This is a genomic window from Paracoccus niistensis, from assembly GCF_042432925.1.
GTDB lineage: Bacteria > Pseudomonadota > Alphaproteobacteria > Rhodobacterales > Rhodobacteraceae > Paracoccus > Paracoccus niistensis.
Genome location: NZ_JBHLWE010000029.1, coordinates 306,250 through 327,037, shown reverse-complemented (window position 1 = coordinate 327,037; position 20,788 = coordinate 306,250). Strand labels below are relative to the sequence as shown.

16 protein-coding genes and 1 tRNA gene are annotated in these 20,788 nt (G+C 68.2%); 6 read left to right on the top strand and 11 right to left on the bottom strand.

Annotated features, from left to right (window positions below; all coding sequences use genetic code 11):
• Positions 1 to 4: 4 nt before the first annotated feature.
• The 8 genes from ACFFII_RS10095 to ACFFII_RS10060 form a co-directional block, all read right to left on the bottom strand.
• Positions 5 to 619 (bottom strand): ribonuclease D, encoded by a 615-nt coding sequence (locus tag ACFFII_RS10095; protein ID WP_377698747.1) that lies wholly within the window; start codon positions 617 to 619, stop codon positions 5 to 7.
• A 70-nt stretch (positions 620 to 689) separates the two neighbouring features.
• Positions 690 to 1,613: an SDR family oxidoreductase gene (locus tag ACFFII_RS10090; protein ID WP_377698746.1), complete on the bottom strand. Its 924-nt coding sequence runs from the start codon at positions 1,611 to 1,613 to the stop codon at positions 690 to 692.
• Between the two features lie 109 nt (positions 1,614 to 1,722).
• The gene (locus tag ACFFII_RS10085; protein ID WP_377698745.1) at positions 1,723 to 2,799 is read right to left on the bottom strand and encodes an AI-2E family transporter; all 1,077 of its coding nucleotides are present in this window, start codon (positions 2,797 to 2,799) and stop codon (positions 1,723 to 1,725) included.
• Between the two features lie 250 nt (positions 2,800 to 3,049).
• Entirely contained in the window at positions 3,050 to 7,588 is a 4,539-nt protein-coding gene (gltB, locus tag ACFFII_RS10080) for a glutamate synthase large subunit (RefSeq protein WP_377698744.1), read from the bottom strand.
• 50 nt (positions 7,589 to 7,638) lie between these two features.
• A complete protein-coding gene (locus ACFFII_RS10075; RefSeq protein WP_377698743.1) occupies positions 7,639 to 8,328 on the bottom strand; it encodes a hypothetical protein in 690 nt (229 codons plus the stop codon).
• A gap of 80 nt (positions 8,329 to 8,408) precedes the next feature.
• Positions 8,409 to 9,983, bottom strand: coding sequence for an NAD(P)-dependent oxidoreductase (locus ACFFII_RS10070; RefSeq protein ID WP_377698742.1), 1,575 nt, complete (start codon positions 9,981 to 9,983; stop codon positions 8,409 to 8,411).
• Between the two features lie 145 nt (positions 9,984 to 10,128).
• Positions 10,129 to 10,932: an undecaprenyl-diphosphate phosphatase gene (locus ACFFII_RS10065; RefSeq protein ID WP_377698741.1), complete on the bottom strand. Its 804-nt coding sequence runs from the start codon at positions 10,930 to 10,932 to the stop codon at positions 10,129 to 10,131.
• Positions 10,932 to 11,918 carry a complex I NDUFA9 subunit family protein gene (locus tag ACFFII_RS10060; protein ID WP_377698740.1) on the bottom strand — a complete coding sequence of 329 codons (987 nt, stop codon included), beginning with the start codon at positions 11,916 to 11,918 and terminating at the stop codon, positions 10,932 to 10,934. The genes ACFFII_RS10065 and ACFFII_RS10060 overlap by 1 nt, the downstream gene beginning before the upstream one ends.
• Before the next feature lie 173 nt (positions 11,919 to 12,091).
• Between ACFFII_RS10060 and ACFFII_RS10055 the strand changes: the two genes are divergently transcribed.
• From ACFFII_RS10055 to ACFFII_RS10030, 6 genes are all read left to right on the top strand, one after another.
• Positions 12,092 to 12,176 (top strand) — tRNA-Leu (locus tag ACFFII_RS10055).
• A gap of 114 nt (positions 12,177 to 12,290) precedes the next feature.
• Complete coding sequence (locus ACFFII_RS10050; protein WP_377698739.1) at positions 12,291 to 12,863, top strand: DUF1269 domain-containing protein; 573 nt, start codon at positions 12,291 to 12,293, stop codon at positions 12,861 to 12,863.
• 48 nt (positions 12,864 to 12,911) lie between these two features.
• Entirely contained in the window at positions 12,912 to 13,634 is a 723-nt protein-coding gene (gene mtgA, locus ACFFII_RS10045; protein ID WP_377698738.1) for a monofunctional biosynthetic peptidoglycan transglycosylase, read from the top strand.
• 83 nt (positions 13,635 to 13,717) lie between these two features.
• Positions 13,718 to 14,398, top strand: coding sequence for an FtsZ-binding protein FzlA (gene fzlA / locus ACFFII_RS10040; RefSeq protein ID WP_377698737.1), 681 nt, complete (start codon positions 13,718 to 13,720; stop codon positions 14,396 to 14,398).
• A gap of 49 nt (positions 14,399 to 14,447) precedes the next feature.
• The gene (gene queG / locus ACFFII_RS10035; protein WP_377698808.1) at positions 14,448 to 15,470 is read left to right on the top strand and encodes a tRNA epoxyqueuosine(34) reductase QueG; all 1,023 of its coding nucleotides are present in this window, start codon (positions 14,448 to 14,450) and stop codon (positions 15,468 to 15,470) included.
• Positions 15,467 to 16,381 carry a DMT family transporter gene (locus ACFFII_RS10030; protein WP_377698736.1) on the top strand — a complete coding sequence of 305 codons (915 nt, stop codon included), beginning with the start codon at positions 15,467 to 15,469 and terminating at the stop codon, positions 16,379 to 16,381. The genes queG and ACFFII_RS10030 overlap by 4 nt, the downstream gene beginning before the upstream one ends.
• Here the strand turns inward: ACFFII_RS10030 and ACFFII_RS10025 are convergent.
• From ACFFII_RS10025 to ACFFII_RS10015, 3 genes are all read right to left on the bottom strand, one after another.
• A complete protein-coding gene (locus ACFFII_RS10025) occupies positions 16,378 to 17,763 on the bottom strand; it encodes a hypothetical protein (RefSeq protein ID WP_377698735.1) in 1,386 nt (461 codons plus the stop codon). The two genes, ACFFII_RS10030 and ACFFII_RS10025, sit on opposite strands and share 4 nt — an antisense overlap.
• Before the next feature lie 79 nt (positions 17,764 to 17,842).
• On the bottom strand, positions 17,843 to 19,636 hold the full coding sequence (locus ACFFII_RS10020; RefSeq protein WP_377698734.1) for a DUF5927 domain-containing protein: 1,794 nt from the start codon (positions 19,634 to 19,636) through the stop codon (positions 17,843 to 17,845).
• A complete protein-coding gene (locus ACFFII_RS10015; RefSeq protein WP_377698733.1) occupies positions 19,633 to 20,628 on the bottom strand; it encodes a glycosyltransferase family 2 protein in 996 nt (331 codons plus the stop codon). Before ACFFII_RS10015 ends, ACFFII_RS10020 begins: the two co-directional genes overlap by 4 nt.
• Positions 20,629 to 20,788: the final 160 nt, after the last annotated feature.

Here is a 20,788-nt window from a genome sequence, read left to right as displayed (position 1 = left end):
GGACTTAGTGGTGGAAGATGTCGTTGTCATCGCCCCAGCCCATCAGGTCCAGGGTCGCCCGCGCAGGCAGGAAGTCGAAGCAGGCCTGCGCCAGCGCCGTCCGCCCCTCGCGCTCCAGCCGCTTTTCCAGTTCGGCCTTCAGCGCATGGAGGTGCAGCACGTCGGATGCGGCGTATTCCAATTGCGCGGGGGTCAGCTCCGCCGCGCCCCAATCGCTGGTCTGCTGCTGCTTGGACACGTCCACGCCCACAAGGTCGTTCAACAGGTATTTCAGCCCGTGCCGGTCGGTGAAGGTCCGCACCATCTTGGATGCGATCTTGGTGCACCAGACCGGCCGCGTGACGACGCCAAAGGCGTTTTCCAGCGCCGCGATGTCGAAGCGGCCGAAGTGGAACAGCTTCAGCGTGCCCTCGTCGGCCAGCATCCGGGTCAGGTTCGGCGCCTCGCGCTGGCCGCGGGCGATCTGGACCAAGTGGGCGTCGCCGTCGCCCGCGCTCATCTGCACCAGGCACAGCCGGTCGCGGCGGGGGTCGAGGCCCATGGTCTCGGTATCGATGGCCACGACCGGGCCGAGATCCAGCCCGTCCGGAAGGTCGTGGCGGTGAAGATGGATGGTCATGCGCGGATCCCTTCGGCTTTGGGGCGGATGTGCCCGCCCCAAAGGGTCGCGTCAATGAAAAGGCACCGCCTCAGCCGGTGCCCTGCCCGCCGGTCGCGGCATAAACCTCGCCGGTGATGTAGCTCGCCTCGTCGCTGGCCAGCAGCACAAAGATCGGGGCGATCTCGACCGGCTGGCCCGCCCGGCCCAGCACGGTGTCGGCGCCGAACTTGGGCAGGTCCTCCTTGGGCTGGCCGCCCGAGACCTGCAGCGGCGTCCAGAACGGTCCCGGCGCCACCGCGTTCACCCGGATGCCCTTGGACGCGACCTGCTTGGCCAGCGCCTGGGCAAAGACCTTCCCGGCGCCCTTGGTCATCGCATAGTCCAGCATGTCGGGCGAGGGCGAATAGGCGTTGATCGAGGAGGTCACGATGATGGAGGCGCCCTTCTTCAGATGCGGCAGCGCCTGCTGCGCCATCCAGAAGGGGGCATAGATATTGGTCTTCATCGTGGCGTCGAACTGCTCGGTCGTGATGTCGGCGATCGACTTCTGCGCCTGCTGCATCCCGGCGTTCAGGACCAGCACCTCAAGCCCGCCCAGCGCCTTGACGGCGTCGTCCACGACCTGGCGCGCGGCCTTCTCGTCCTTGAGATCAGCAGGCAGCGCCACGGCGCGGCGGCCCTCGGCCTCGATCAGCCTGATCACCGTCTCGGCGTCGCTTTCCTCGCGCGGGTGATAGCAGATCGCCACGTCCGCGCCCTCGCGCGCATAGGCGATGGCGGTGGCGCGGCCGAGGCCGCTGTCGCCGCCCGTGATCAGCGCGCGCTTGCCTGCCAGCCGCCCGTTGCCCTTGTAGCTGGTTTCGCCGTGATCGGGCTGGGGCTCCATCTTCTCGGCCAGCCCCGGCCAGGGCTGCTGGTCGTCGGAATAAGGGTTCAGCGGCAGGTCGGGGTTCTCGATCGAGCCCGCGCGGTGCGGCGGGATGACGGGATCGTTTTCTTCCTTCGAGGACATGGATTCGGCCTTTCACTTGTCGGAAGCTGCCGGGGGCAACGCCGCGCGTCCTGCCCCGTTCCACCCCGGCCCTCCGATATGGACCAACAAAAGCGAAATGCGCCGCCCTTCAGTCCACGCGCGGCCGGTCCGCCGCCCGCGTGCGGCGGCGGCGGATGCTGGCGCGGTATTCCGCGTCGAAATAGCGCACGACGACCCCGATCGCCGCCCCCAGCGGCACCGCCAGCAGCAGGCCCGCAAAGCCGAAGAGCGTCCCCCCCACCGCCAGCGACAGCAGCAGGAAGACCGGGTGCAGCTTGACGGAATCCCCCACGATGCGGGGGGTGACGAAGTTCCCCTCGGCCACCTGTCCGAAGACGAAGACAAAGGCCACCAGCGCCACCATCCACCAGTCGCCCCAGAACTGGACCAGTGCCACTCCCGTCGCCAGGATGAAGCCGGAAAACGACCCCAGGTAGGGGATGAAGTTCAAGAGGCCCGAGGCGATGCCGATCAGCAGGCCATAGTTCAGCCCCAGCGCCATCAGGACCGTGGAATAGAAGGTCGCGAGCAGCGCCCCCACGATCACCTGCCCGCGCACGAAGCCCGTCATCACGTCATCGATGTCGCGGGCCAGCCTGCGGAACAGCGGCGCCTGCTCGGGCGGCAGGCGCTTGTTCACGCCCTGGAGGATCCGGTCCCAGTCATACAGCATGTAGATCGAGACGGTCGCCGTCGCGATGAAGATGAAGATCGTGCCCACCGCGCTGATCACGGTGCTGACCGTGCCGCCCAGCAGCAGCAGCGCCGTCAGGCGGATGCGCTCGAACAGGTCGGTGATGAACTGGCGCAGGAAGCCGCCGTCCTCCATCAGCTCGGGGAAATGCACGGTCAGGAAGTCGAAGCCCGAGCGCACCGCACGCGGCAGCGCCTCGACCGCCTGCCGGACCTGCGCGATCAGCGTGGGCAGCACCCACAGCGCGACCGCGATCATGGCCGACAGGCCGACCAGCGCAATGATCGCCACCGCCCAGGCGCGGCCGATGCCCAGCCGCTCCAGCCGGTCGGCCAAAGGGTCCAGGAAATAGGCCAGCGCCGTGCCTAGGACAAAGGGCGAAAGCACATGGCCGACCTCGCGCACCAACAGGACGAACAGCACGAGCCCCGCCAGCATCCAGATCGTCCGCGGCCGAAGCATCACCAGCATGTCGCGCCCACCGTCCCTGTTTTGACCGCGACTATTGGCGACAAAGCCTGCCTGCGCAACGCCGCTGCGCGCACGACCCCGGCACCCCCCCTTGATGCGGAAAGGGGCGCCCCCGCGCCCCCTTCCTAGTTCTTCTTCGTCCAAATAGCCCGGGCTGCCGAGCGCTCGGGAAACAGTCCGGTGGACTGTTTCCAGCGAGGCAGGGGCCGGGAGGCCCGAGCGGGGCAGAGCCCCGGTCCGGCGTTCCCGCTCACTCGGCCGGGATCGCCGCCAGGTCCCCCGTCTCGGCCAGCGGGTGCTTCAGGTGCGGAAGCATCTCGCGCGGGCAGAGCTGCAGGAAGTTCGCCTGCTCGCGCTCCCAGTCGGCCAGAATGTCCCGGGCGCGGCGGCTGCCGGTCTCGGCGGCATGGCGCTCGATCAGCCCGCGCAGCTCGGCCTCCCAATGGGCGACCGTGACCGGGCAGGTCACCAGCGTCTCGGCGTTGACATAGCGGTGCGCCACGCCCTCGGGGTCGTACAGGTAGGCCATGCCCCCCGTCATGCCCGCGCCGAAGTTCGCGCCGATGGACCCGAGGATCACCGCGACGCCGCCGGTCATGTATTCGCAACCGTTGGTGCCGCAGCCCTCGATCACCACCCTAGCGCCCGAGTTCCGCACCGCGAAGCGCTCACCCGCCCGCCCGGCGGCGAACAGCCAGCCGTCGGTCGCGCCATACAGCACGGTGTTGCCGATGATGACGTTGTCGGCGGCCTCGAGCGGGCTGCCCATGGCGGGCTTGACCACGATGATGCCGCCCGACAGGCCCTTGCCCACATAGTCGTTGGCGTCGCCCGAGACCTCGATCTTCAGCCCCGGCGCCGCAAAGGCCCCCAGGGACTGCCCGGCGGACCCTGTCAGCCGCACCGTCAGGTGGTCGGGCTGCAGCTTGTTGCGCATCCCGTAGCGCTGCACGATCAGCGAGGACGTCCGCGTGCCGACCGTCCGCTGGGTGTTGCGCACCGCGTAGGACAGCTGCATCTTCTCGCCGTCCTCGAAGAAGCGGGCGGCGTCGCGCTGGATTTCCGCATCCAGCGTGTCCATCACCGCGTTCCGGGGCTTCGAGCGGTCATAGACGATCTTCTCGGACCCATCGACGGTGATCAGCAGCGGGTTCAGGTCGAGGTCATCCAGGAAGGCCGAGCCGCGCGACACCTGCGTCAGCAGGTCCGCCCGCCCGATCACCTCGTCCAAGCTGCGCGCGCCGATGGACGCAAGGATCTCGCGCACCTCCTGCGCGTAGAAGGTGATGAGGTTCACGACCTTGTCCGCGCTGCCGGTGAACATCGCCCGCAGGCGCTCGTCCTGGGTGCAGACGCCGACCGGGCAGGTGTTCGACTGGCACTGGCGCACCATGATGCAGCCCATGGCGATCAGCGCGGCGGTGCCGATGCCGTATTCCTCGGCCCCCATCATCGCGGCCATCACCACGTCGCGGCCCGTCCGCAGGCCGCCATCGGTCCGCAGCGTGACGCGGTCGCGCAAGCGGTTCATGGCGAGAACCTGGTGCGCCTCGGTCAGCCCCATCTCCCACGGAAGCCCCGCGAACTTGATGGACGTGGCCGGGGATGCCCCCGTACCACCGTTGTGGCCCGAGATCAGGATGATGTCGGCCTTGGCCTTCGCCACCCCCGCCGCGATGGTGCCGACGCCGCCGCCCGCGACCAGCTTGACGGTGATCTTGGCGCGCGGGTTGATCTGCTTGAGATCATAGATCAGTTGCGCCAGGTCCTCGATCGAGTAGATGTCGTGGTGCGGCGGGGGCGAGATCAGCGTCACGCCCTTGGTCGAATGCCGCAGCCGCGCGATCAGCTCGGTCACCTTCATGCCCGGCAACTGCCCGCCCTCGCCGGGCTTGGCCCCTTGAGCCACCTTGATCTCCAGCTCCTCGCAGGCGTTCAGGTATTCGGCCGTGACGCCGAAGCGGCCCGAGGCCACCTGCTTGATCTTGGCGCAGGGGTTGTCGCCATTCGGCAGCGGGTGGCTGTGCGCCGGGTCCTCGCCGCCCTCGCCCGAATCGGACTTGGCCCCGATCCGGTTCATGGCGATGTTCAGCGTCATGTGAGCCTCGGGGGACAGCGCCCCGAGGCTCATCCCCGGCGTCACGAAGCGCTTGCGGATCGAGGTGATCGACTCGACCTCCTCGATCGGCACGGGCTTGCCCAGCGGCTTGATGTCCAGCAGGTCGCGGATGTGGATCGGCGGGTTCGCCCTCATCTGCGCCGAGAACTGCTTCCAGATTTCATAGGACGCCTTCTCGCAGGCCAGCTGCAGCAGCCGCATGGTGCTGGCTTCCCAGGCGTGCTTCTCGCCCGTCCGCCGCGCCTTGTAGAAGCCGCCGACCGGCAGCAGGTCCGCCGCGGGGGCGTGCCAGCCCTTGGCGTGGATCTCCTCCAGCTTCTGCTGCAGCCCGTGCAGGCCGATGCCGGAAATCCGGCTCTGCATTCCGGGGAAGTATTCCGCCACCATCGCGCGGCTGAGGCCCACGGCCTCGAAGTTCAGCCCGCCCCGATAGGACGACAGGACCGAGATCCCCATCTTCGCCATGATCTTCAGCAGGCCCGCGTCGATGGCGTCGCGGTAGTTGCGCATGACCTCGATCAGGTCGCCCTTGATCAGCCCCCGCTCGATCCGTTCCGCGATGGTGTCCTGCGCCAGATAGGGGTTCACCGTGGTCGCCCCGCAGCCGATCAGCACCGCGAAGTAATGCGGGTCGATGCACTCGGCCGAGCGTACGTTCAGCGAGCAGAAGGTCCGCAGGCCCTTGCGCGTCAGCCAGGAATGCACCGCGCTGGTCGCCAGGATCATCGGCAGCCCGATCCGGTCCGGCCCCTGGTGCTCGTCCGTCAGAACCAACTGCCCCGCGCCAGACCGGACGGCATCCTCGGCCTCGCCCCGGATGCGCGCCAGCGCCTCGGCCATCGCGTGCGGCCCCGCGCCGTCGTCGAAGGTGCAGTCGATGGTGGTGACCGCCTCGCCGAACATGGCGATCACCTCGGCCAGTTCGCCATTCGCGAGGAAGGGCGTTTCCAGCAGCGTGATCTCGGTGTGCTTGGAGGATTCATCCAGCACGTTCTTCAGGTTGCCGAAGCGGGTCTTGAGGCTCATCACCCGCGTCTCGCGCAGGCTGTCGATCGGCGGGTTCGTCACCTGACTGAAGTTCTGCCGGAAGAAGTGCGACAGCGGCCGATACTGCGCCGACAGCACCGCGGGCGGCGTGTCGTCGCCCATCGAGGCCAGCGCCTCCTTGCCGTCCTCGGCCATGGGCGCCAGCACCGCCTCGATCTCCTCGACGGTGTAGCCCGCGGCGATCTGGCGGCGGCGCAGTTCCTCGCCGGTGTAGGTGACGGGCTCGGGCAGGTTCTCCAGCATCGTGCCGGGCTGGACGACCTTTTCCACCCAGTCGCCGAAGGGCTGGCTGGCGGCCAGCTTATCCTTCAGCTCGACATCGTGATAAAGCCGGCCCTCGACGATATCGACGGCGATCATCTGCCCCGGCCCCAGCGCGCCCTTTTCGCGCACGGAAGCCTCATCCACCGGCACCATGCCGACCTCGGAGCCCGCGATCAGCAGGTTGTCGCCCGTCACCACATAGCGCATCGGCCGCAGACCGTTGCGGTCCAGGCCCCCGCAGACCCAGCGCCCGTCGGTCATGGCCAGCGCCGCCGGGCCGTCCCAGGGCTCCATGATGGAATTGCAATAGGCATACATGTCCGCCCAGGGCTTGGGCAGGTCGGTCGTGGCCTTCGACCAGGCCTCGGGCACCATGATCGTCTTGACCATGGGCGCCGAGCGACCCGAGCGCACCATCACCTCGAACACCGCGTCCAGCGCCGCCGAATCCGAGGATCCCCCCGGCACGATCGGCTTGATGTCCTCGGCCATGTCCCCGAAGGTCGAGGACGCCATGCGGATCTCGTGGCTTTTCAGCCAGTTGAGGTTGCCCTTCAGCGTGTTGATCTCGCCGTTGTGCGCCAGCATCCGGAAGGGCTGGGCCAGCCACCACTGCGGAAAGGTGTTGGTGGAATAGCGCTGGTGATAGATGGCGAAGGCGGATTCGAACCGCTCGTCCTGCAGGTCGGGATAGAAGACGGCGACCTGCTCGGCCAGCATCATCCCCTTGTAGATGATCGACCGGCAGGACAGCGTGCAGATGTACATCCCCGCGACCTGGGCCGCGACCGCCGCGCGCTCGATCCGGCGGCGGATGATGTAAAGCTCGCGCTCGAAGGCTTCCTCGTCGATGTCCTTCTCGCAGCGGATCAGGATCTGCTCGATCTCGGGGCGCGTGGCGTTGGCCTTTTCGCCCAGGACCGCCGTGTTCACCGGGACATGCCGCCAGCCGTAGATGTAATGGCCCATCCGCAGGACCTCGGTTTCCACGATGGTCCGGCAGCGTTCCTGCGCGCCGAAGTCGGTGCGCGGCAGGAAGACCTGCCCCACGGCGATCATCTTGGACGCGTCGGGTTCATGCCCGGTGCTGCGCACCTGGTCGTGGAAGAAGGGGACCGGGATCTGCACATGGATGCCCGCGCCGTCGCCGGTCTTGCCGTCCGCGTCCACCGCGCCCCGGTGCCAGACCGCCTTCAGCGCGTCGATGCCGTTTTCCACGACCTTGCGGCTGGGGGTGCCGTCGATGCTGACGACCAGCCCCACCCCGCAGGAGGAATGCTCGTCCTCGTCACGGTAAAGCGAGTTTTCCGCCATCCAGGCGCGGCGGGATTCTTCCTGGGCTTGCCAGTCCTGGGTCATGGTCGGGCTCCTTGGCGGCGCGACGCGGGCGGCGTCGGATGGAATGGGGATCAGGCGGGAATGCGGAAGGTCAGGCCGACCATCTGCATGTTGCAGTCATAGTCGGGCGTGGTGGAGCCGAAGCCCGGCTCGCCGGGGCGGATGAAGCGCATGGGCGAATCGTCGGTTTCCTGCGTCTCGCCCGTCCAGTCGGTCGAGGTCTCGACGCCGCCGAAGAAGCGTCCGAGGCTGCGGCTGACGAATTGCGTGCCGCTGCGCTCGATCAGCAGCTCGCCCGTTTCGGCGAAGGTCCGCAGGGTGAAGCGGGTGGTGTCCAGCGTCTCGCCGTCGATCTCGACCGTGCCGGTCATGTCGTCGCGGCCGATGTGGCGCAGCCGCTCGCCCGTGTCGGACTGCGTCCAGAAGTCGAAGTCGTCGCTGCCGGTCTTCAGCAGCGTGGACAGGCTTGCATGGTCGCGCGCCTCAGGGTCCAGCCGGTCGGTGATCCCGCTGACAAGATCGGTGCTTTCCATCCAGCGCGTCTCGGCGTCGATCCGCGACTGGCTGACCAGCCCGTCCTGCGTGAAATAGGCAACCCACTGGTCGCCCGGCGCATCCGCCTCGCAGCGGTAATGCTGGGCCACGGTGCAGGACCGCTGCTGGACCGTCATCTCAAGCCGGCAGCCCTGCGGCGCTTTCCATTCGGCGGCCACGGCGGGGGCCGCGCCCAGCGCCAGGATAAGGCAAATTCCCTGACCCATGCGCCGCACCGCAGCATTTTCTGCCGCGGTGGCGGTATGCATCCGCTGTGCATCCCCTGTGCATGGCTTGTGCATCACTCTCACTCCGCCGCGATGCTGGTTTCGACGGCCAGTTCGGCGGCAATGGACTCGGCCGCCTCGCGCCCGTCGCGGATCGCCCAGACGACGAGGCTCGCGCCCCGCACGATGTCGCCCACGGCCCAGACGCCGGGCAGGCTGGTGCGGTGCGTCCGGTAATCGGCGCGGATCGTGCCCCAGCGCGTGACCTCCAGCCCCTCGACGCCCCAGAGGCGGGGGATGTCCTCGGGCTCGAAGCCCAGCGCCTTGATGACAAGGTCGGCCGGCTCGTCGTAATCGGCGCCCTCGATGGCTTCCGGCGACTGCCGGCCGGTGACATCGGGCGCGCCCAGCCGCATCCGCGTCACGCGTAGGCCTGCAACGCCCGCAGGCCCGGTCGAGAGGTCGGTTTCCGTGACGACGTGCCGGGGCGACAGCTTGGGATTGTCGCCGATCCCGTCGCCGTCCACGTCGCCGCCTGCATTGTCCACCAGCGCCTCGGTTTCCGCCGCGGCGATCCCTGTGGCATGGCCCGCGAAGGCCGAGGGGGCGGACAGCCAGACGAACTCGACGCCCTCTTCCTCGGCGTTCTGAACTTCGCGCTGGCTTCCGGGCATGTTGGCCCGGTCGCGGCGGTAAAGGCATTTCACGCTGGTGGCGCCCTGCCGGATCGCGGTGCGCACGCAGTCCATGGCCGTGTCGCCGCCGCCGATGACGACGACGCGCTTGCCTTCGGCGTTCAGCTCTCCGTCCGTGAAGTCCGGCACGTCGTCGCCCAGGTCGATGCGGTTCGAGGCGGTCAGATAGTCCAGCGCCGCGACCACGCCGCGTTCGGGCGCGTTGTCGATCCCGAGGTCGCGGGTCTTGTAGACGCCGGTCGCGATCAGCACCGCGTCATGCTTGCCGCGGATCGCGTCAAAGCTGATCGTGCGGCCCACGTCGGCGTTCAGGACGAACTCGACGCCTGCGTCTTCCAGCCAGCGGGTGCGGCGCTCGACCACCGGCTTTTCCAGCTTGAAGCCGGGGATGCCGTAGATCATCAGCCCCCCCGCGCGGTCGTGGCGGTCGTAGATCGTGACCTGGAAGCCCTGCCGCCGCAGGCGTTCCGCCGCCGACAGGCCCGCAGGCCCCGCGCCGATGATGCCGACGCTTTCCGGGCGCTCGGCCAGGGGGCGGATCGGCTCGACCCAGCCCTGCTCCCATGCGGTGTCGTTGATATATTTCTCGATGGCGCCAATGGTGACGGTGCCATGGCCCGACTGCTCGATGACGCAGTTGCCCTCGCACAGGCGGTCCTGCGGGCAGATGCGGCCGCAGATCTCGGGCAGCGCGCTGGTTTCCTGGCTCCGCAGGTAGGCCTCGTGCAAACGCCCCTCGGCCGTCAGGCGCAACCAGTCGGGAATGTTGTTATGAAGGGGGCAGTGCGACTGGCAGTAGGGGACGCCGCATTGCGAACAGCGACTCGCCTGCTCCTTCGCCTTGGCATCCGCGAACTCGCGGTAGATTTCGTGGAAGTCGGTGTTGCGTTCGTCCGCCGCACGCTTCTCGGGCATCTCCCGATCGACGGTCACGAATTTCAGCATTGTCTGCGTGGCCATGCGCTGCGTCCCTCGAATCAATCGAGAACCGCTTTAAAACAGGGCTTGTCAGCCAAAAAGTCAGCAATACTGACCTATATATAATTTTACTCCGGGATGCTTGATAAATCAGAAGATTTTCTGCGCTTATTTAGGTCAGGTTTGCTTACCCAACCACGCTAAGCCCCAGCAGCGCCACGATTCCCACGATGATCCGCCACCAAGCGAACAGCCCGTAGCCCCGGCGCGAGACATAGTTCAGCAGCCACTTCACCACGAAGACCGCCGCCGCGAAGGCGCAGGTGAAACCCACAGCGACATTCACCCAGGCGGCCGCGTCCAGCACCGCGCCGGTCTTGTAGAGATCGTAGGTGAAGGCGCCGGCCATGGTCGGCATGGACAGGAAAAAGCTGAACTCGGCCGCGGCCCGCTTGCTGGCGCCCATCAGCAGCGCACCCACGATGGTCGCACCCGAGCGCGAGACCCCCGGCACCATGGCAAGGCACTGGATCGCCCCGATTCCCGCAGCCACGCGCAGGGGCAGGTCCTCGACCTCGGCATAGCGGGGGCGGGTCGCGATCCGGTCCACGAACAGCAGGACGATCCCGCCCAGGATCAGCATGACGGCGATCAGCGCGGGCGTCTCGAACAGCACGGTCTTTATGATGTCATGCGCCAGCACGCCCACCACCGCCGCCGGCAGGAAGGCCAGACCCACCGCCATGATGAAGCGCCGGGCCTTCGGATCATGCGGCGCACTGGAAAAGATGCGCCAAAGCCGCCCGGCATAGATGCCGAGGATGGCCAGGATCGCGCCCAGCTGGATCAGCACCTCGAAGGCACGGCCGGGGCTGTCGAAACCGAGGAAATGCCCCGCCAGCAGCAGGTGCCCGGTCGAGGAGACGGGGATGAATTCGGTCAGTCCCTCGAGCAGCCCGAGGAACGCCGCGACAATGGTGTCCTGCTGCATCAGTCGGCGCGCAGGTTCTTCGCCGAGTCCTTGATGGCGGTGTATTGCCCCGAGGGCCGGAAGCGCCACAGGTATTGCGGCACCACGGCCGCCGCCGCCGCAGGCTGGATGCCGAGGTCGGCAAAGGTCCTGACCCCCTGCCCCACCCGGTTCGGGTGTCGCAGCAGCCGCGCCTGGTCGCGGGTCATCACGCGGTTGACCAGCAGCCCGCCGCTGAGCGTCTGAAGCGCGTCAAAGGACACGCCCAGCAGGCTGGCCATGAAGCCGGGCAGGCCCAGGATCCACCGGCGGCGATGGGCGACCTGGGCCACCAGCCGCGCGATTTCACGCATGGTCATGACGTCGGGACCGCCGAGTTCATAGATGCCGGGCTCGGCCTCGCCCGTCGCGCCCATCATGGCGGCGCGGGCAACGTCCTCGACGAAGACGGGCTGCAGTTCTGCATTGGCGCCGGGCAGCGGCACGACCGGCCCCAGCCGCATCATGCCGCCGAGCTTGTTGAAGAAATGATCGTCCGGCCCGAAGATCACGGACGGACGCAGGATCACCGCGTCGGGGCGGTGCTGCAGGATCGCCTGCTCGCCCAGGCCCTTGGTCCGGGCATACTGGCTGTCTGAATCGGGATCGGCGCCGATGGCCGACAGGTGGACCAGCCGCCCGACTCCAAGCTCGGCCGAGATGCGGGCGATGCGGCCCGCGGCCTCGTGGTGGATGGCCTCGAAGGTGTTCTTCTTCTGGCCGACCAGGATGCCGACGCAGTTGATGACCGCATCCGCGTCCATCATCGCGGCCCGCACGGACAGGTCGTCGCGCACGTTGCAGGACACCGGCTGGACCTGGCCCACGTCGCCATACATCCGCACGGCGCCCGCCAGATGCGGACGGCGGACGGCCACGCGGACACGCCAGCCCTCGGCCGCCATGATCCGCGCGATCTGCCGCCCGACAAATCCCGAGCCGCCATAGATCGTGACCAGCCTTGCCATGCCTCGCCTCCAGCCGTCGGACGCTGCAGCGCGCCCCTTTCCGCAATAGCGAACCGGCCCCGCATCATCAAGCGCGGGGCCGGAACGCGCCCCGGCAGGGGCGGGCGATTTTTCTTCGAAAGGGGCGTTGACAGTCCCTGCGGCTCCCTCTACATCCCCGCCTCACGACACCGGCCCAGGTGGCGGAATTGGTAGACGCGCACGGTTCAGGTCCGTGTGCCGCAAGGCGTGGAGGTTCGAGTCCTCTTCTGGGCACCAACGTCGCAAGGCCCCCGCAGCACCCGCTGCGGGGGCTTTGCGTTTCGGGGCTGCGTGAACCCGCGCGGGGCTTTGGACGTTGTCGGGCCGACACCGAACGCGAAAGGTCCGGCCATGTCCCAACTGATCGTCATCGGCTTCGATGCCGAAGCCGACGCCTTTGCCCTGCGGCAGGAGCTTGGCGCGGCACAGAAGGAATACCTGCTGCGGCTCGAGGATGCCGTGGTGGTCACCCGCCCGACCGAGGGCGAGTACCAGTTGCACCAGGCACTGAACCTGACCGGCGCGGGGGCGCTGACGGGCACCTTCTGGGGCGGGCTGATCGGGTTGCTGTTCCTGAACCCGCTGGCGGGGGCGGCGATCGGGGCGGCCTCGGGCGCCTTGGCGGGGAACGCCACCGATTACGGCATCAACGACGACTTCATCCGCCAGATCGGCAAGACCGTGCCGGTCGGCAGCGGCGCGGTGTTCATCTTGGCCCGCGACTTCAACCTCGACAAGCTGATGCCCCGTCTTGAAAAATACGAGGGGCGCGCGCGGGTCATCCAGACCTCGCTGTCGAACGCCGACGAGGCGCGGCTGCGCGATGCGCTGGCCGGAACCGGCGGGCGGATGCTGCAAGTCGGGGAAGCCCTGATCTCGGACGCGACGGCAGCGCATCCGCCGGGCGTGCCCGAGCGTTCCTGAGGCCAGCGTTTCCTTGACGCAGGCGCGCCGGGCGTGACACGACGGGCCATGTCCCGCCCGGATGCCTTTGCCGATGCCCTTCCGGCCCTGCCGTCACGCACAGGGTCCAGGCGCGCGCGGCTGTGGCGGATGCTGAAACCCCTGCGATGGCTGGCCCGGCGCTTTCTGGCGCTGATGCTGGCGGCGGTGATCCTCTTCGGCTGGATCCTCAATCCGCCCACCACCTGGACCATCGTGTCCGAGGGCGTCAGCACCCCCCGCAAGTGGACCCGGGCCGCCGACATCGCCCCCGTGATGCTGCGCTCCGTCGTCGCAGCCGAGGACGCCAATTTCTGCCGCCACTGGGGCTTCGACATGGCCGAGATCCGCCGCGTGATCGCGCGGGGCGAAAGCCGGGGCGCATCCACCCTGACGCAGCAGACAGCCAAGAACGTCTATCTGTGGCAGGGGCGCAGCTGGCCCCGCAAGGCGCTGGAGACGATCTACACCCCCATGATCGAGGCGGTCTGGAGCAAGCGGCGCATCCTGGAGGTCTATCTGAACGTGGCCGAGTTCGGCCCCGGCGTCTTCGGCATCCACGCGGCCGCCGCCCATCACTTCGGCACCACGCCCGACAAGCTGAGCGCGCGGCAGGCGGCGGCGCTGGCGGCGGTCCTGCCCGCACCCAAGACGCGGGCGGCGCAGACCCGCTCGGCCCGGGCGCGCGCCATCGCCGACGGAGCCGCCACGATCCAGCGTGATGGACGGGCGGCCTGCTTCCAGGACGGGTGACGGTGGGGCCCTGCGGTTGAACAACCGGCCCCGGAGGCGTATCACCCCTTGGTCCCCTTCCTCGGAACGCCGAAATTCCCCCCATGAACACGCATTCGACCCCGCGTCTTTACCACGTTGCCCTGTCGCCCTTCTGCCGCAAGGTGCGGCTGGTGCTGGCCGAGAAGCGCATCGATGTCGAACTGGTCGAGGAGCGCTGGTGGGAGCCGGGGTCCGAGATCCTGCGCCGCAACCCGGCAGGCAAGATCCCCGTGCTGCGGCTGGACGGGCGGCTTTGGGCGGAAAGCCAGGCGATTGTCGAATACCTGGACGAGGCCTATCCGAATCCGCCCCTGATGCCGCTGACCCCGGCCGAGCGGCACGAGGTGCGCCGCCTCTGCGCCTGGTTCGACGACAAGTTCAACACCGAGGTGACGCGGCCCATCCTGTCCGAACGGGTCTGGAAGAAGGTGATGAACGCGGGCTACCCGGATTCGCGGCTGGTCAAGTCGGGGCTGCGCGCGGTCAAGGACCACATGGACTACCTCGGGCACCTGCTGGAACATCGCAAATGGCTGGCGGGCAACATGCTGACGCTGGCGGACTTCACGGCGGCGGCGCATCTGTCCTGCCTCGACTACATCTCGGACGTGGACTGGGACCGTTCGGCCGCGCTGCGGGACTGGTATGCGACGATCAAGTCGCGCCCGGCCTTCCGCAACCTGCTGGTCGACCAGGTGCCCGGCTTCGCACCGGCGCCGCATTATGCCCAGCTTGATTTCTGAAGACAGGGGGGCCTTGCCCCCCGCCGGCGGGGCCGGCTCCCCCCAGGATATTTGGGCGAAGAAGAAGGAACTGGTCGCGCGCGCATTGGCCGAGGGGTTTTCGGCGGCGCGGGTGACGACGCCCGATGCGATCCCGCAGGCGGCCGGACGGCTGGCGGACTATGTCGCCAAGGGCCGGCACGGGCAAATGGGCTGGATGGCCGAGCGTATGAACTGGCGCGGCGCGCCCGACGCCCTGTGGCCCGAGGCGCGGTCGGTTCTGATGCTGGCCGAGGCCTATACGCCCCCCCATGATCCCCGCGAGGACCTGGCCCGGCCCGATCGCGGCGCGGTCAGCGTCTATGCCCAGGGCAAGGATTACCATGACATCGTCAAGGCGCGGCTGAAGCGGCTTGGCCGCTGGATGATCGAGCGCTGGGGCGGCGAGATCAAGGTCTTCGTGGACACGGCGCCCGTGATGGAGAAGCCGCTGGCGCAGGTAGCGGGCCTCGGCTGGCAAGGCAAGCACACGAACCTGCTGAGCCGGAGCTTGGGCAACTGGTTCTTCCTGGGCGCGATCTTCACCACCCTGCCCCTGCCCCCCGATGCGCCCGAGGCCGAGCATTGCGGGTCCTGCCGCGCCTGTCTGGACGCCTGCCCCACGGGCGCCTTCCCCGCGCCCTTCCAGCTGGATGCGCGGCGCTGCATTTCCTACCTGACCATCGAGCACAAGGGACCGGTGGACCCCGAGCTGCGGCCGATGCTGGGCAACCGCATCTATGGCTGCGACGATTGCCTCGCCGCCTGTCCCTGGAACAAGTTCGCCGTCCAGGCGAACGAGTTGCGCTATCACGGGCCGCATCGCGCGCCTGCGCTGGAAGAACTGGCCAGCCTCGACGACGCGGGCTTCCGGGCGCGCTTCTCGGGCAGCCCGATCAAGCGGATCGGGCGCGACCGGATGGTGCGCAATGCGCTTTACGCCATCGGCAACAGCGGGCGGGCCCGGCTGCGTCCCGTGGCGCAGGGGCTGGTGGACGACCCCGATCCGGCGGTCGCGGATGCGGCGCGCTGGGCGGTGGGGCGGCTGGCTTGAGAAACCCCACCACCGGCATCCTGCTGAAGCTGGGCAGCGTCTTTCTGTTCACCGTCATGGGCGCCATCCTCAAGGCCACCGCCGAGGAGGTGCCGGCGGGCGAGCAGGTGTTCTTCCGCTCGCTTTTCGCCATTCCCGTGATCCTGGTCTGGCTGCTGCTGCGGCGGGAGCTGGCGACCGGGCTGCGGACCGCCAATCCGATGAGCCATGCCTATCGCGGAATCGTCGGCACGATCTCGATGGGCTGCGGCTTCGCCGGGCTGGGGCTGCTTCCCTTCCCCGAGGCGACCGCGCTCAACTATGCGATGCCGCTGATGACGGTGATCTTTGCCGCCATGTTCCTGAACGAGCGTGTCGGCGTCTTCAGGCTGAGCATGGTGGGCCTTGGATTCGCGGGCGTGCTGATCGTGCTGTCGCAGCGGCTGTCGGTCGGCATGAACGGTGTCTCGGCCGCGCAGACGCTGGGCGCGATGCTGACGCTGACCGGCGCAGCCTTTGGTGCACTGGCGCAGATCTTCATCAGCCGGATGGTGGCGACCGAGCGGACCTCGGCCGTGGTCTTCTGGTTCTCGGTCACGGCCACGGTGCTGTCGCTGGTCACGCTGCCCTTCGGCTGGGTGATCCCCCAGGCCGGGACGGCCGCCCTGCTGATCGGCGCGGGGCTGATCGGCGGCGTAGCGCAGATCATGCTGACCTCGTCCTACCGCTTTGCCGACGCCTCGCTGGTGGCGCCCTTCGACTATGCCTCGATGCTGATGGCGATCGCGGTGGGTTGGTTCGTCTTCGGCGAGCCGACCTCGGCCCGGATGCTGGCGGGCGCGGCGGTCATCATCGCGGCAGGGGTGGCCATCATCCTGCGCGAGCGGCACCTTGGCATCCGCCGCGGGCAGCGGGCGGCGACCCCGCGCTAGGGCCTGTCAGGAAAGCCGAACGCCACATAATCGCGCAGGTAAGCGGCCTTGGCGGCCTTGCGCAGCGCGGGATCGTCCAGCGCCGCAGGCGGCGGTTCGGGCTCGGGGCCGTCGCGGTCGAGCCCGGCCGCGCGGGCGAGGAAGCCCAGGTCCTCGGCCATCCGGTCCTCGCGCGCAATCAGGTCAGGGGCCGCTATCCGGGCGAACCCGGCCAGCACCTCGGACTGGGACGCCCAGCCGGGATGAGTGGCAAGCCCGGTCTGGCCAATGAGGTTGCGGCGCAGGAAGTCGAGAAAACCGGCAAACAGCGGCAGCTTGTCCGCATCGGTCAGGGCGTGCAGGTCTTCGTCGGCGGGCAGGTCGATGCGGTGAACCTCGCGCAATACCCGCCGCAGGTCGGGGTTGCGGGCGGCCAGCAGGACGTGGAACGCCTCCCAGGCGCGGGGCAGCGGGTGGCGCAGCACGGTGAAGGCGCGGTGGCCGGGATGGGCGCGCTTCCATTGGCGCAGGGCGTTCTGGGTCAGGTCGCCCTCGACCGGACCCAGGGCGGACAGCCAGGCTTCGATCCGGTCCGAAGGGCCGCCGCGCACCGGCATGAACAGCAGCCCCCGCCCTGCCTCGGCCGTCAGGAACGAGGGCACGGCGGGCCCGCGCTTCGGCTCGAAGCCGGGGATGCGGTGCAACTGGAAGGGGTCGGTGGCGACCAGTTCGGCCTGCATGGCGGCGAAGTTCGTGACCTTCTCGGCCATCTCGCGCGGGTTCTGGGGCACCTGGTCCTGCGCGGGCTCGACGCGGTCCAGGTCGGTGCGGCCCAGCCAGTGCAGAAGGCCCGTCATCACGTCCGCGTCGCGCAGGTCGTCGTAGTTCAGCCAGAAGGCCGTCTGGCCGCGCTGCTGCAACCCGTGGTGGATGCGGTCAAGAAAGGCCTGCGTCGCGCCCAGGCTTTCGCGGAAGCTGGAGGCGTCGAACTCGACCGCCGCCGGGATCGGGGTCTCGGTCGCGTTCAGCTTCCACTGGTTGGTGGCATAGGCGAGTTGCGTCGAAACCCAGCTGTCGATCGGGTTCCGCGTCAGAACGATCTTGGCGCAGGCGGGATCGTCCATGATCGCGTCGAAGACGCGCGGGTCATGGTCGTGGAAATAGCGGAAGCCGGCGAGGTGGTCGGGCTTGTCGAACAGTGCGCGCAGCAGCCGGTGCGGGTCGGCCTCGCGCTCGGCCATGGTGACCCCCCGCAACTCGTCCTTGTCGGGCCAGCCCATCATGTAGGGGTTGAAGGCTTCGCCGAAGCAGGTGACCCGCCTGACCCCGTTCAGCGTCGCTTCCAGCAGGTTCGAGCCGGTGCGCATCCCGGCGAAGATCACGAAGCTGCGAAAGGCGGTCATCGGCTGGTCCTGCGTGTCGTGGCCCAAGGCGGCCGGGCGCAACCTTGGCGGTTGCGCGGGCGGCGTCAACCGGCAGCCGTCAGCCCGTCCGCTGCCGCGGAAGCGCTATTTCCTGGGACGGCGCCTCGGCCTCTGCCGGGCTGTCCGCCACCTCGGGAACGGGAAGTGGCGCCGCCAGCGCCCGCAGCACGCGCGGGTCGCCCATCTTGCGCGGCCTCAGGCCCGCGTTCCGCAGTGCCCGGACCAGCCGCAGGACGCCGGTGATGTCCTGCAGGGGCGGCGCGGGAAGGCTGGCGGCCCCCCCTTCCGGCAGCAGGGTCATGCAGATCTCCGACCAGACCTCGTCGGGCTGGGCCAGCGCCTCGGCCAAGGCCCAGCGGCGCACCCGCGCCTTGACCCAGACCGAATCGAGGGTGTCGAGGAACCGGACCTCGGCCCGCTGCAGCTTGGCCGCGATGCGCCGCACGTCGTCGAACGGCATGTCGGAATGGATCAGCGGCAGGATCCAGGCGCCCGTGACGACCAGAAGCTGCGCGTTCGGATCGGTCGCCATGAACCAGTTGAGATATTGCCGGTCCCGCGGCGAATAAAGAAAGGCGGGCATCGGGTCCGAGGACCGGATCAGCGAGGCGAGGAAACCCTGCGGATCGAGGTTGCGCAGCCCCACATGGGCCGACAGCGCCCCCGGTCCGATGAGGCCGCCATCCGCGAACTCGACCTCCTGCCGGCCGAAGACATGGCCGTGGATCGTTCGGCCCGTGGCCTGGGCCGCAGCCTCGCGCAGGCCCAGGAACAGGTCGCCCGCGCCGTAAAGGACGGCATAGGGCTGGGCCGTCTTGCCGTTCTCGGCGTCCTTCCGGGGAAAGCGGCTTTGCATGTAAAGCCCCGGCCGGCCCAGCCTGCGACGCGCCGCCGCCCGGTCCAGCAGCGCCTCGATCCGCTCGGTGTCGGGCTCCTCGTCGGCGTCCGCAGGATCGGTGCGCCGGGGGAAAGCATCGTAAAGCGCCGAGGCGCCGGGCCAGATCTTGCGCGCGACAAAGATGCGCGAGGTTCCCAGCAGCGCCAGGTGATCGTCGTAGAAGACGTAAGGCTTGCCTTGGGCGTCGAACTTGGCGAGCGTCAGCGACCGGCTTTCGACATGCACCGAATGGCGGCGGACCAGGGTCTGGAAGTAGCTTTCGTCGGGAATCCAGACGCGGCGGAAATAACGGTCGAACTCGGCCCGGCGAGAATCGTTCAGGACCGCTTCCAGCGTCCCGCGCGTGAGGCACCACCATTGCGAGCCGATGTGCGGCTTGACGCCCTGGGGGATGGGACGCGCCACGCCCAGCCGCCGCTGCAACCGCACATAGCGGTCGAAGAGCTTGCGGTGGCGGCGGAAGGAAAACGGGAAATGCAGCGTGAAGCGTTCCTCGTTCAACCCGCCAACGGTCCAGCCCACGTCGCGCACGCTGACGCTTTCGATGAAATCGGACTCGGGATAGCTGGCGAGGAAGCGCCGCAACTCGTCCACCGGGCGCAGGGGCAGGCAGGCCCCCGAGGCGAGAAAGACATGGGTGACGTCGGGATGCGCCTGCAGCAGCTGCGCCGCCGCGTCCAGCGTGGCCGCCACCAGGCTGAAGGTGCCCCAGGTACAGGACCGGCGCGGGGCGTAGATGGTGCCCGTCCCCTCGAGCGCGTCCTTCAGCCCCTCGACGGCCGCCTCGGGGGCCTTGGCATCGACATGCATGATGACGCGCGCGCCGCCATCCGACCAGATGCGGGCCATCCGCGCGGCCAGGCCGAGGTTCTCGTGGCACAGCATGATGACGCCCAGCCGGACGCCTGCGCCTTCCTTGCCGCCGCGGATGAAGGGGATCGGCGCCGCGTTCATGCCCAGTTGCCCCTCGAGATCAGGCCCAGGTCCTCGAGCTGGCGCCAGTCGCGGTAATCGCGCGACTGCTCGCACCAGAAATCGGCCCGTTGCTGAAGCCCCTGCTGGTAGGCGTGGTATTCGCGGCTGTTGGCGTAATGCTGGCGGCGGTCCAGTTCCTCGGCAGACTTGTCGGCGAAGGTGGACAGGAACTTGGCATGCAGCAGCGCCCCCGAGGCCATCTCTCCCCCGTCCTCGTCATAGACGACGTTCAGCGAGCGCGGCAGCAGCATATGGGTCGAGCTGACATAGGCATAGCTGCGCTTCCATCTGACCAGCGGGATCTTGTTCAGCGCCGGCGCATTCTCGGCGTCTTCGGCGAACAGGGCACGGGCGCGCGGGCCGCCCTGGATCCAGAGGTTGCGGTAAAGCGCGTTCTTGCGGATCGAATAGTTGGCCGGATCGAACCACGAGGCGATCTCGAACGGGTCCTGTCCTTCCGCATAGGGCTGCGCCGTGACGGGCCCCTTGGGATACATGTCCAGCAGCATCGCCGAAAAGGACCGCATGCCGGACGACGCCAGCCAGTCCGTCAGGGCCCTCAGCGGGCGGGTGTTGATATGGGGATAGACCAGGAATTCGTCGGGATCGACGGTCAGGCACCAGTGGCCGTCGCCATGCCGGCGCAGCAGCGCGTTGATCCAGTCCATCCCGAAGCGCGAGCCCTTGTAGCTGGCCGTCGTGGTCCAAAGCGACAGGTCGGGCTGGTCCGCCAGGTATTCGCGGCTGCCGTCATTGCTGCCATTGTCCACGATCAGGAAATGCCCGACCCCGATCCGGCGATAATAGTCCAGGAAATAGGGCAGCCGAACCCGTTCATTCCGCAGCGTGACAAAGGCCAGGATATCGCCCGGAGCGATCTGCGCCGTGCGGTCCCTGACCGAATCGAGATGGCGCCCGCGGCGAATCGCTCGGGCAAGAAGATACTGGCGACGTGCCCTCAGTCGGAACATCGTCACCAGACGCTGTTTGAACTTGCGCACACCAAACGCTCTTGAAAGTCACGCGAAACACAGGGCCGTGACGCAGAGTCAGCAAAAAAAAGGCCAAGGCAACCTGCAGACCAGCATAGGCCAAGCAGATGATCACGTCACGCGGTGCTTTGTTACACCT

Excerpts from the sequence above, each read along its gene's own strand:
- ACFFII_RS10085 (WP_377698745.1), bottom strand. The coding sequence starts at position 2,799 with ATGCTGGTGATGCTTCGGCCGCGGACGATCTGGATGCTGGCGGGGCTC.
- ACFFII_RS10015 (WP_377698733.1), bottom strand. The coding sequence starts at position 20,628 with ATGTTCCGACTGAGGGCACGTCGCCAGTATCTTCTTGCCCGAGCGATT.
- fzlA (WP_377698737.1), top strand. The coding sequence starts at position 13,718 with ATGAACACGCATTCGACCCCGCGTCTTTACCACGTTGCCCTGTCGCCC.
- ACFFII_RS10020 (WP_377698734.1), bottom strand. The coding sequence starts at position 19,636 with ATGAACGCGGCGCCGATCCCCTTCATCCGCGGCGGCAAGGAAGGCGCA.
- ACFFII_RS10090 (WP_377698746.1), bottom strand. The coding sequence starts at position 1,613 with ATGTCCTCGAAGGAAGAAAACGATCCCGTCATCCCGCCGCACCGCGCG.
- gltB (WP_377698744.1), bottom strand. The coding sequence starts at position 7,588 with ATGACCCAGGACTGGCAAGCCCAGGAAGAATCCCGCCGCGCCTGGATG.
- ACFFII_RS10075 (WP_377698743.1), bottom strand. The coding sequence starts at position 8,328 with ATGGGTCAGGGAATTTGCCTTATCCTGGCGCTGGGCGCGGCCCCCGCC.
- ACFFII_RS10095 (WP_377698747.1), bottom strand. The coding sequence starts at position 619 with ATGACCATCCATCTTCACCGCCACGACCTTCCGGACGGGCTGGATCTC.
- mtgA (WP_377698738.1), top strand. The coding sequence starts at position 12,912 with ATGTCCCGCCCGGATGCCTTTGCCGATGCCCTTCCGGCCCTGCCGTCA.
- ACFFII_RS10070 (WP_377698742.1), bottom strand. The coding sequence starts at position 9,983 with ATGGCCACGCAGACAATGCTGAAATTCGTGACCGTCGATCGGGAGATG.
- ACFFII_RS10060 (WP_377698740.1), bottom strand. The coding sequence starts at position 11,918 with ATGGCAAGGCTGGTCACGATCTATGGCGGCTCGGGATTTGTCGGGCGG.
- ACFFII_RS10050 (WP_377698739.1), top strand. The coding sequence starts at position 12,291 with ATGTCCCAACTGATCGTCATCGGCTTCGATGCCGAAGCCGACGCCTTT.
- ACFFII_RS10025 (WP_377698735.1), bottom strand. The coding sequence starts at position 17,763 with ATGACCGCCTTTCGCAGCTTCGTGATCTTCGCCGGGATGCGCACCGGC.
- ACFFII_RS10065 (WP_377698741.1), bottom strand. The coding sequence starts at position 10,932 with ATGCAGCAGGACACCATTGTCGCGGCGTTCCTCGGGCTGCTCGAGGGA.